Source organism: Bradyrhizobium sp. HKCCYLRH3099, assembly GCF_051167855.1.
In the GTDB taxonomy this organism is placed as follows: domain Bacteria; phylum Pseudomonadota; class Alphaproteobacteria; order Rhizobiales; family Xanthobacteraceae; genus Bradyrhizobium.
In genome coordinates this window covers 16,816-26,765 of the sequence record NZ_JBNPTW010000022.1, presented here as the reverse complement: position 1 = coordinate 26,765, position 9,950 = coordinate 16,816, and the positions used below count along the sequence as shown (strand labels likewise).

Annotated in this window: 9 protein-coding genes; 4 read left to right on the top strand and 5 right to left on the bottom strand. The window is 67.0% G+C overall.

What is annotated here, in order from left to right; all coding sequences use genetic code 11:
* Positions 1-214: 214 nt before the first annotated feature.
* Both ACQR1Y_RS30150 and ftsY read right to left on the bottom strand, forming a co-directional pair.
* The gene (locus ACQR1Y_RS30150; protein ID WP_434860385.1) at positions 215-817 is read right to left on the bottom strand and encodes a septation protein A; all 603 of its coding nucleotides are present in this window, start codon (positions 815-817) and stop codon (positions 215-217) included.
* A gap of 85 nt (positions 818-902) precedes the next feature.
* On the bottom strand, positions 903-1,850 hold the full coding sequence (ftsY, locus tag ACQR1Y_RS30145; protein WP_434860386.1) for a signal recognition particle-docking protein FtsY: 948 nt from the start codon (positions 1,848-1,850) through the stop codon (positions 903-905).
* A 60-nt stretch (positions 1,851-1,910) separates the two neighbouring features.
* Between ftsY and ACQR1Y_RS30140 the strand changes: the two genes are divergently transcribed.
* Complete coding sequence (locus ACQR1Y_RS30140) at positions 1,911-2,807, top strand: pseudouridine synthase (RefSeq protein ID WP_434879320.1); 897 nt, start codon at positions 1,911-1,913, stop codon at positions 2,805-2,807.
* A 93-nt stretch (positions 2,808-2,900) separates the two neighbouring features.
* On the opposite strand, the gene mtaB is transcribed toward ACQR1Y_RS30140, so the two are convergent.
* The gene (mtaB, locus tag ACQR1Y_RS30135) at positions 2,901-4,235 is read right to left on the bottom strand and encodes a tRNA (N(6)-L-threonylcarbamoyladenosine(37)-C(2))-methylthiotransferase MtaB (protein WP_434879297.1); all 1,335 of its coding nucleotides are present in this window, start codon (positions 4,233-4,235) and stop codon (positions 2,901-2,903) included.
* Positions 4,232-5,101, bottom strand: coding sequence for a diaminopimelate epimerase (gene dapF, locus ACQR1Y_RS30130; protein ID WP_434879298.1), 870 nt, complete (start codon positions 5,099-5,101; stop codon positions 4,232-4,234). Before dapF ends, mtaB begins: the two co-directional genes overlap by 4 nt.
* 171 nt (positions 5,102-5,272) lie before the next feature.
* Here dapF and ACQR1Y_RS30125 point away from each other — a divergent pair, with 171 nt between their 5' ends.
* Together ACQR1Y_RS30125 and ACQR1Y_RS30120 are read left to right on the top strand one after the other, a co-directional pair.
* Entirely contained in the window at positions 5,273-6,028 is a 756-nt protein-coding gene (locus tag ACQR1Y_RS30125; RefSeq protein WP_434879299.1) for a GyrI-like domain-containing protein, read from the top strand.
* A gap of 8 nt (positions 6,029-6,036) precedes the next feature.
* A complete protein-coding gene (locus tag ACQR1Y_RS30120) occupies positions 6,037-6,747 on the top strand; it encodes an SIMPL domain-containing protein (protein ID WP_434879300.1) in 711 nt (236 codons plus the stop codon).
* 230 nt (positions 6,748-6,977) lie between these two features.
* Here the strand turns inward: ACQR1Y_RS30120 and ACQR1Y_RS30115 are convergent, their stop codons facing one another.
* The gene (locus ACQR1Y_RS30115; RefSeq protein ID WP_434879301.1) at positions 6,978-7,970 is read right to left on the bottom strand and encodes an MBL fold metallo-hydrolase; all 993 of its coding nucleotides are present in this window, start codon (positions 7,968-7,970) and stop codon (positions 6,978-6,980) included.
* Positions 7,971-8,320: 350 nt separating this feature from the next.
* Here ACQR1Y_RS30115 and ffh point away from each other — a divergent pair, with 350 nt between their 5' ends.
* Positions 8,321-9,868: a signal recognition particle protein gene (gene ffh / locus ACQR1Y_RS30110; protein ID WP_434879302.1), complete on the top strand. Its 1,548-nt coding sequence runs from the start codon at positions 8,321-8,323 to the stop codon at positions 9,866-9,868.
* The last annotated feature ends 82 nt before the right edge of the window (positions 9,869-9,950 follow it).

The window sequence follows — 9,950 nt, the reverse complement described above, 5'->3', positions numbered from 1 at the left end:
CTGACGGCGGACTCCGAATCGAAATGTCGGCCCCGCTCTTTCCTCCCGTCATTCCGGGGCGGCGCGAAGCGACGAGCCCGGAATCCATAGCCACGAGCGGTCATGTGGCGAAGACCAGCGCCACGACCATCTCGCGTCCTATGCTGTTTCGTGGCTATGGATTCCGGGCTCGCGCCGCTACGCGGCGCGCCCCGGAATGACGGCTCTGAGAAAGCTACCCCTTGCTCACATCCCCTTCCGCCGCATCGCTGGCGGCCAGCGAGGCCGGGTCCTGGTGGTAGCGCTTGATCAGCGGCATCTGGGCGATGGCGAAGATCATGGTCAGCGGCAGCACGCCGAAGGCCTTGAAGCCGACCCAGAAGTCCGTGCTCTGGGTCCGCCAGATGATCTCGTTCAGCACCGCCATCGCGGCGAAGAACAGCGCCCAGCGGAAGGTCAGGATACGCCAGCCCGCGGGCGTCAGATTGAACACCTGATCGAACATGATGGCGATGAAGGAGCGGTTGAACAGCAGCCCGCCGCCGAGCACGGCCGCGAACAGGCCGTAGATGATGGTCGGCTTGACCTTGATGAAGGTCTCGTCGTGCAGCACCAGCGTCAACGTGCCGAACACGATCACGACGACGGCGGTGACCAGCGCCATCAGCGGAATGTGCTTCGTCACCACATAGGACGCGATCAGCGCCGCGATGATCGCGACCATGAAGGCGCCGGTCGCGGCGAACAGATTGAACTTGGCGTTGACGACGAAGAAGACGATCAGCGGACCGAGTTCGGTGGCCAGCTTGAACAGCGGATGCGGCTGGGTCTTGTCCATTCCATGTCCTGTTGGCTGTCGTCAGCGGCGACGCAGCTGGTCCCGTGGTCTTCGATTCGCAACACGCCGGAGCGGCGCAGCGACATCAATCCTCGATGCCGGCGATCGCCCGCGCGAAATCCTTGGCGGCGAACGGCTGCAGATCCTCGACGCCTTCGCCGACGCCGATGAAGTGCACCGGCAATTTGAACTTCTCCGACAGCGCCACGAGGATGCCGCCGCGCGCGGTGCCGTCGAGCTTGGTCATCACCAGGCCCGTGACGCCAGCCGTACGATGGAACGCCTCGACCTGCGACAGCGCATTTTGTCCCACGGTGGCGTCGAGCACGAGCAGCACCGCATGCGGCGCCGAGGCGTCGACCTTGCGAATGACGCGCACGACCTTTTCGAGCTCGTTCATCAGCTCGGCCTTGTTCTGCAGCCGGCCGGCGGTATCGATCAGCAGGATGTCGCGCCCCTGCTCCTTGGCGGCAGTAATGGCGGTAAAGGCGAGGCTTGCGGAATCCGAGCCTTGCGCGCCGGCGATCACGGGTGCCCTGGTGCGCTCGCCCCAGACCTTGAGCTGCTCGATGGCGGCGGCGCGGAACGTGTCGCCCGCGGCCAGCATCACCTGCTTGCCTTCGGAGGCGAATTTCTGCGCCAGCTTGCCGATGGTCGTGGTCTTGCCGGACCCGTTGACGCCGACGACAAGAATGACGAACGGCTTGTGGCCGGACTCGATCGTGAGCGGCTTCGCCACCGGCACCAGCACCTTCTCGACCTCGGTCGCGACGACGGATTTCACCTCGTCGGCACTGATCGCCTTGTCGTAGCGCCCGGCGCCGACGGCCTCGGCGATCCGCGCGGCTACGCTGGTGCCGAGATCGGCGCGCAGGAGCACGTCCTCGATGTCGTCGAGCATCGCGCGGTCGAGCTTGCGCTTGGTGACGAGATCGGCCACGGCGGTGCCGAGCGCGCCGGAGGTGCGCTTCAGGCCGTCCGATAGCCGCCGCCACCACGACCGCTTGGGTGTTTCGGAGGTGGTATCGTTCATGGCGTGGTGTTAGCCCTTTCCTCCCGCAAACGAAAGCCTTGCACCCGCAATACGGTTTCCATGGACATTAACCAACCCACCGATGAGGAGATGCTCGCCCGCGTGCTCCACCGCGACGGGGTGATGCTGGTGATCGACAAGCCGGCCGGCATTCCCGTGCACAAGGGACCGAAGGGCGGACCGAACCTCGAAGCCTCGTTCGACGCGCTCCGCTTTGGCCTGCCGCGTCCGCCGGTGCTCGCGCATCGGCTCGACAAGGACACCTCCGGCTGTCTGGTGCTCGGCCGTCACCGCAAGGCAACGGCCTCGCTCGGGCTTTTGTTCAAGCACGGCAAGATTTCCAAGACGTACTGGGCGGTGGTCGAAGGCGGCCCGGAGGCTGACGAAGGCATCATCGAGCTGCCGCTGGCCAAGCTGAATGCGGAGCGCGGCTGGTGGCAGAAGCCGGATCCGAACGGGCAGCCGGCGGTGACGAAATGGCGGGTGCTGGGGCGATCGTACGCGCCTGCCAGTGCGTCCCCACACTCCGCTCCTTCTTGCGGCACCGCCTCCCCTCCCCCTTGCGGGGAGGGGTCGGGGGTGGGGGTCCCCGCAGGCAGTCTCGCCCGGAGCCACCCCCCACCCCAACCCTCCCCCGCAAGGGGGGAGGGAGCAGACCGCGCGGCTGGCGAGGGCGGGGCTTCATCAGCTAAGGCGACCAGACTCACCTGGCTCGCCATGGAACCCATCACCGGCCGCACCCACCAGCTCCGCGTGCACTCCGCCGCCTCCGGCTGGCCGATCTTCGGCGACAACATCTACGGCAACGGCCCGCGCTTCGGCGAGCCGCGGCTGCATCTGCATGCGCGCGAGATTTCGATTCCACTGTCGAAGAACAAGCCGCCGGTGCACGTCGTCTCGCCGGCGCCGCTGCACATGCACGAGCGGCTGCGGCTGTGCGGGTGGAATGGCGAGTGACGCGGCTCAGGCGCATGTGAGACCCTTCACTCTCGCCCACACCACAGCTGTCATCGCCCGGCTCGACCGGGCGATCCAGTATTCCAGAGGCGGTTATTGCTGACCGAAAGGCCGCGGCGTACTGGATCGCCCGGTCAAGCCGGGCGATGACACCGAGGGTGGGGCTGACAGCTTCCCGCCATCATGGCCGGCGATCACTAGCCGCTGCACTGAGCCCGGCTCGGCACCAGTGACTGACACCGGCAGATAATGCTCCGTCCGCCCCTGCGTTGCGCTCTCGATCAGCACCTCGCGCGCGCAGCCGATCTCGACATCCAGCCGCCGCCGCAACGCCGCCTCTCCCGCCGCCCGCAGTCGCCGCGCACGGTCGCGGATGACAGTGCCATCCACCTGCGGCATGCGCGCGGCCGGCGTGCCCGGACGCGGCGAATAGGGGAAGACGTGGAGAAACGTCAGCCCGCATTCCTCGACCAGCTCGAGCGAGCCGGAAAACATCTCCTCGGTCTCGGTCGGAAAGCCCGCGATCAGATCGGCGCCCAGCGCGATGTCCGGCCGCAATTTCCGCACCTGATTGCAGAACGCGATCGCGTCGGCGCGCGCGTGCCGCCGCTTCATCCGCTTCAGGATCAGGTCATCGCCGGCCTGCAATGACAGATGCAAATGCGGCATCAGCCTGGCATCCTCGGCGAGCGCATCGAGCAGATCGGAATCCGCCTCGATCGAATCGATCGAGGAGATGCGCAACCGTTTCAGCTCGGGCACGTGACGCAGGATCCGCTTCACCAGCCGACCGAGCTTCGGCGTGCCGGGCAAGTCGGCGCCATAGCTCGTGAGATCGACCCCGGTCAGCACGATCTCGGCATGGCCGCGCGCGGCCAGCGTCCTTACCTGATCGACCACGGCCCCCATTGGCACCGAGCGTGAATTGCCGCGGCCGTAAGGGATGATGCAAAAGGTGCAGCGGTGGTCGCAGCCATTCTGGACCTGGACGAACACGCGCGGCAGACCGTGCTGAAAACCATCGACGAGGTGCGGCGCCATCTCGGTCACGGCCATGATGTCGGAGACCGCCACTTTCTCTGACGCATCGATGCCGAAGCGCGGCGCCGCCAGCACCTGCGCGGTCGCGCGCCATGCCTGCGGCTGCAGCTTGTCCTCGTTGCCGATCACACGATCGACCTCGGGCATATCAGCGAACATCGCGCTTTGTGTCTGCGCCGCGCAGCCGGTCACGACGATGCGCGCCGTCGGACGCTCGCGTTTCAGCTTGCGGATCGATTGCCGCGCCTGCGCCACGGCCTCGTTGGTCACGGCGCAGCTGTTGATGACGACGATATCGTCCGCGCCCGCAGCCTCGGCGTGGCGCGCGATCAGCTCGGATTCGAACGCGTTGAGCCGGCAGCCGAAGGTGACGACATCGACGCTCATGCGACGCTGGCGAACAGCTCTGGCTCGAACCGGCCCTCGAACTCGAACGTCGCGGTGCCCGTCATCAGCACATGGTCGTCGCGCTCGCGCCATTCGATGGTCAGTTCGCCACCCGGCAGCGTCATGTGCACGAGCCGATTGGCGCGCTTCAGCCGGGCGGCAGCCACCGCCGTCGCGCACGCCGCCGAGCCGCAGGCCCTGGTCAGCCCCGCGCCGCGCTCCCAGGTGCGCATCGTGATGTGGTCGCGATCGACGATCTGGGCGAGGGTGATGTTGGCGCGCTCCGGGAAGATCGGATGGTTTTCCAACAGCGGTCCGAAGCGTTCTAGGTCGTAGGAATTGACGTCGTTGTCGACCCAGAACACCGCGTGCGGATTGCCCATGCTGACGACCGACGGCGAATGCAGGATCGGCGCATCGATCGGGCCGATCTGCAGTTCGATGTAGCGGGTGTCGCGGAATTCCTCCGCCAGCGGGATCTCCTGCCAGCCGAACTTCGGCGCGCCCATGTCGACGGTGTAGAGCTCGGGCGACGGCCCCTGCCAGCAGTTCAAAAGGCCCGCGCGGGTCTCGAACGTCGCGCTGGTCTGGCCGGTCTTGCCGAACACCTGGCTCACCACGCAGCGCATGCCGTTGCCGCAGGCGCCCGACTCCGAGCCGTCATTGTTGTAGATCCGGATGAACGCCTCGGTACCGTCGAAGCGCGGCCGCTGCAGCACCATCAACTGGTCGTAGGGAACGCGGGACGCAACCGCCCGCGCCTCGTCCGGCGTGACGACATGCTTCACGTCGCGCAGGTCCAGCACGACGATCTCGTTGCCGATCCCGTTCATCTTGACGAAGCTGTGGTTGGCCAGCGGGCTCATGAAAATATCCAAATTGTGTCCGTCTTATATGGCGAATGGCGCCGCATTGACCAGTCCGCAGGGGGACATGACGCATCTGTCATGGGACGCCGCGCCGCCGAGCATGTTAGGACCGCACGTTCGCCGGCACGCGCCCTGCGCAGGAGCAGCACGGCACTGGAGAATAGTCGCATGAATCTCAGCACTTTCCGCATCGTTCTGGCCGTGGGCTCGGTCGCGTTGGCGCTGGGTGGCCCGCTGGCCCGGGCGCAGGCACCGTCGGCCTCCCCGGCTCCGGCGGCCTCGCCGGCCCCTGCCCCGAGCGCGATGCCGGCGCCCGCCGCCTCTCCCGCTGCATCCGCGAGTCCGGCTCCCGCGGCCAGCCCGTCGCCGGCCGCCAGCGCCAGCCCGTCGCCGTCATCGTCGCCCGCCGCCGCCCAGGCGCCGGCTCCCACGACGCCGCCGGCCGCCGCCCCCGCGCAGAGCGCCGACGCCTTCGGCGACGAGATCAAGCTCGAGGCCAAGAAGGTTGTCCAGATCAAGGGCACCGCGAACTGGGACAATGCGTTCGATACGCTGATCGATTCGTTCAAGGCGCTGTCGACCACCTTGGACAAGCAGGGCGTCAAGCCCGCCGGCAACGGCATGATCGTCTACACCTCGACCGACGACAACGGCTTCACCTTCTTCGCCGAGATCCCGATCGAGCAGGAGCCGAAGGCGCTCGGCAAGGGCATGAGCATCGGCCAGTCGCCCGAGGGCAAGGCGCTGAAATTCGTGCATCGCGGCTCCTACGACAACATGGACAACACCTACGAGGCGATCACCAACCATCTCGACGAGCGCCGGCTGGAGGCCAAGGACACCTTCATCGAGGAGTACCTGACCGATCCCCTCAAGACGGCCGAGGACAAGCTCGTCATCAACGTCTACGTGCCGCTGAAGTGAGCGCCATCATGATCAGACCGCTGCTCGTCGCCGCGCTCGTAGCGTCAACCGATCTGCCGGTGCTGGCGGATGACATCGCCCGGCAGGACACGCCAGCGATCACGGTCAGCGGCGAAGGCAGCGTGACGGCGCCGCCGGATCTCGCGCAGATCGACGCCGGCGTCGCGTCCGACGCCAAGACCGCGCGCGAGGCTGCCGAGGCCAACAACACCGCGATGGCCAGGGTGTTGCAAGCGCTGAAGACGGCGGGGATCGCCGACAAGGATGTGCAGACCTCGCGGCTGTCGCTGCAGCCGCAATATGCCCAGAACCGGCCGGGCCAGCCGGCCGTGACCGGCTATCGTGCGAGCAATCGCGTCACCATCAAGCTTCACGACGTCGCCAAGGTGGCGAACGTGATCGATACGGTGGTGGCCGCTGGCGCCAATGATGTCGGCAACGTCTTCTTCAGCGTCGCCGAGCCGTCCAAGCTGCTCGACCAGGCGCGCGAGAAGGCCGTCACTGACGCCCGCCGCAAGGCCGAAATCTACGCCAAGGCCGCCGGCGTCACGCTCGGACAGCCGCTCAACATCGCCGAGGACGGCGCACCGACGCCGGTGTTCCGCGCCAAGACGTTTGCGGCGCCGATGGCTGCGGGGGCACCGACGCCGGTCGCGCAGGGCGAGGAGACGCTGTCGGTCACGGTGAGCGTAACCTGGGCGATCAAGGCGGGGCAGTAAGTAACAAGTCTTCGTCTCTGTATGAGACGCGACGCCGGCGCTCCACAACCGGTGTCGTCCCGGCCTCCGCGCCGGGACCCATACTCCGCGGCGGATGTTGTCGCGCGAGATGGAGCTGTCAGTCATCGCCACACTAAGTTCGGTGGTTATGGGTCCCGGGTCGGCGTCTGCCGGCGCTTCGCGCCGTCGGACTTGCCCGGGACGACACCGTTTTTGGTGCGACGGTCTGGCTAGATCTCCACCACCTGTCCTGGCTTCAGCACGCCGAACCGCTCGCGCGGGATGCCGGCGGAATCGAGCGCGGCATGCAGCGCATGCACCGGCGCGTCGATGGCCTCGTCCGTCAGTTGGAACGTGCCGTGGTGATGCGCCAGCGCGGTCTCGGCGCCGCAGTCCTGCAGCGCCTGCACGGCATCCTCGGGGTTCATGTGCTGGTCGCGCATGAACCAGCGCGGCTCGTAGGCGCCGATCGGCAGGATCGCCAGTCTGATAGGTGAATGCGCTTCGGCGACGCGCCTGAAATGCGCACCCGTGCCGTAGCCGGAATCACAGACGATGTAGAGCTTGCCGCGCGGGGTCTCCAGGACGAAGCTCGCCCACAGCGCCTTGTTACGATCGAAGATGCCGCGCGCCGTCCAGTGCCGCGTCGGGACCAGGGTCACCGCGACCTCGTCGTTCAGCGTCACGCGGTCGTGCCAGTCATAGGCCTCGGCGCGAATCTTCGCATCGGCATCGGTCATCGTCAGGTCGTTGCCCAGCGGCGTCACGACGCGCGGCGAAAAGCGCGCGGTCAGCTTCGACAGCGTGCGGATGTCGAGATGATCGTAGTGCCCATGCGACACCAGCACGACGTCGATATGCGGCAGCGCCTCGAAGGCGATGCCGGGGTCGTTGTGCCGGCGCGGGCCGGCGAAGGAGAATGGTGAGACACGCTCCGACCAGACGGGATCGATCAGGATGTTGAGCCCGCCGGTCTGGACCAGCCAGCTGGCATGGCCGATGAAGGACAGCCGCACCGTCTCGCCATCGATCCGGTGCGGCGGGGTATCGGCATGCGGGCTCGGCGCCCACGCGGGCCATTTCGAGCGCTTGCCGTTGCGGTCGAACTGCCAGCGCAGCACCTGGCCGAGGGATTTGGGCGGAACGCCGTCGGGATCGTAGAAGCGCTTGCCGTCGAAATGGTCGGTGACGGGGCCGGAATAGTTCCTGGAACGGCGCAGCAAGGGTGTCCTCGCAAGGAAAGCTGACACGGGAAAGCTCAACTGGCGCAGGAGGTAAGCAGCGTCCTAGGGTCCGGCAACGGCCCCGCGGGAAGCAAGTTTCCTTGACTTTTCCACCTGCGGGGGGTTTAACGCGGCCGAATTTCGGAAAGTTTCGTCTTTTCGAGCCACCGCCCGGTCCTGGAGGCCGGAGGTCAACGCCCGACAGCGCTGTGCGCCCTCGGGCGCAAAGGTGTTTGGACTGACGGTTTCGGCCGACGGGCCGAGGTCTATATGCTCGTCATGGGCCGCAGCAAGCGGCGATGACGGGCGGCAACGAAGCGGGCGCCCGACAAGGGCAAAGGATAACGGCATTGTTCGACAATCTGTCGGAAAGGCTTGGCGGCATTCTCGATCGGCTGACGGGGCGCGGTTCGCTCTCGGAAGCCGATGTCGACGCCGCGATGCGCGAGGTCCGCCGGGCGCTGCTCGAGGCCGACGTCGCGCTGGAGGTTGTCCGCAGCTTCACCGACCGCGTGCGCGAGCAGGCGATCGGCGCCACCGTCGTCAAGTCGGTCACGCCCGGCCAGATGGTCGTGAAGATCGTCCATGACGAGCTGGTCAAGACGCTCGGCGACGAGGGCCAGACCATCGACCTCAATGCCGTGCCGCCGGTGCCGATCATGATGGTCGGCCTGCAGGGCTCCGGCAAGACCACCACGACGGCCAAGCTCGCGCGCCGCATGGTCCAGCGCGACAAGCGCAAGGTGCTGATGGCCTCGCTCGACGTCTATCGTCCGGCCGCCATGGAGCAGCTCGCGGTGCTCGGCCGCGACCTGGACATCCCGACCCTTCCCATCGTCGCCGGCCAGATGCCGCCGCAGATCGCGCGCCGCGCCATCGAGGCCGCCAAGCTCGGCGGCTATGACGTGGTGCTGCTCGACACCGCCGGCCGCACCACGCTCGACGAGGACATGATGAAGGAGGCGGCCGAGATCAAGGCGGTCGCCAATCCGCACGAGGTGCTGCTGGTCGCGGACTCCCTGACCGGCCAGGACGCCGTCAACCTCGCCCGCTCGTTCGACCAGCGCGTCGGCCTCACCGGCATCGCGCTGACCCGTATCGACGGCGACGGCCGCGGCGGTGCCGCGCTGTCGATGCGCGCGGTCACCGGCAAGCCGATCAAGCTGCTCGGCACCGGCGAAAAGACCGACGCGCTGGAGGACTTCTATCCCTCGCGTATCGCCGGCCGCATCCTCGGCATGGGCGACATCGTCTCGCTGGTCGAGAAGGCCGCGGCGAACATCGACGCCGAGAAGGCCGCGCGCGCCGCCGAGAAGATGCGCAAGGGTCAGTTCGACCTCAACGACATGCGCGAGCAGCTGCTGCAGATGTCGCAGATGGGCGGCATCAGCGGTCTCATGGGCATGATGCCCGGCATCTCCAAGATGAAGAACCAGATCGCGGCGGCCGGGATCGACGACAAGATCCTCAAGCGCCAGGTCGCAATCATCGATTCAATGACGCGCGAGGAGCGCAAACATCCCGACCTGCTCAAGGCGAGCCGCAAGAAGCGCATCGCGGCCGGCTCCGGCCAGAGCGTCGAGCACGTCAACAAGCTGCTCAAGATGCACCGGAACATGGCCGACGTGATGAAGGCCATGGGCTCCGGCAAGCGCGGCCCGCTCGCCGGCATCGCCCAGGCGATGGGATTCGGCGGCGGTGGCGGCATGCCCTCACCGGAGCAGCTCAAGGCGCTCGCCGACAAGATGCCGGGCGGCATGCCCGGCGGCCTACCGAATTTGCCGAAGGATCTTCCCGCCGGACTGCGCGGCGGTTTGCCCAATCTGCCGGGCCTCACCGGCCTCAGCGGCAAGCCGACGCTGCCCGGCCTAGGCCTGCCTCCGGGGAAGAAGAAATGACCTCACTCCCGTCATTGCGAGCGAAGCGAAGCAATCCAGGGCGTCACGCGCGACCCTGGATTGCTTCGTCGCTTCGCTCCTC

Bases quoted from the DNA above. Each gene is read 5' to 3' on its own strand.
- ACQR1Y_RS30150 (WP_434860385.1), bottom strand. From the start codon at position 817: ATGGACAAGACCCAGCCGCATCCGCTGTTCAAGCTGGCCACCGAACTC.
- ACQR1Y_RS30120 (WP_434879300.1), top strand. From the start codon at position 6,037: ATGATCAGACCGCTGCTCGTCGCCGCGCTCGTAGCGTCAACCGATCTG.
- dapF (WP_434879298.1), bottom strand. From the start codon at position 5,101: ATGAGCCCGCTGGCCAACCACAGCTTCGTCAAGATGAACGGGATCGGC.
- ftsY (WP_434860386.1), bottom strand. From the start codon at position 1,850: ATGAACGATACCACCTCCGAAACACCCAAGCGGTCGTGGTGGCGGCGG.
- ACQR1Y_RS30125 (WP_434879299.1), top strand. From the start codon at position 5,273: ATGAATCTCAGCACTTTCCGCATCGTTCTGGCCGTGGGCTCGGTCGCG.
- mtaB (WP_434879297.1), bottom strand. From the start codon at position 4,235: ATGAGCGTCGATGTCGTCACCTTCGGCTGCCGGCTCAACGCGTTCGAA.
- ACQR1Y_RS30140 (WP_434879320.1), top strand. From the start codon at position 1,911: ATGGACATTAACCAACCCACCGATGAGGAGATGCTCGCCCGCGTGCTC.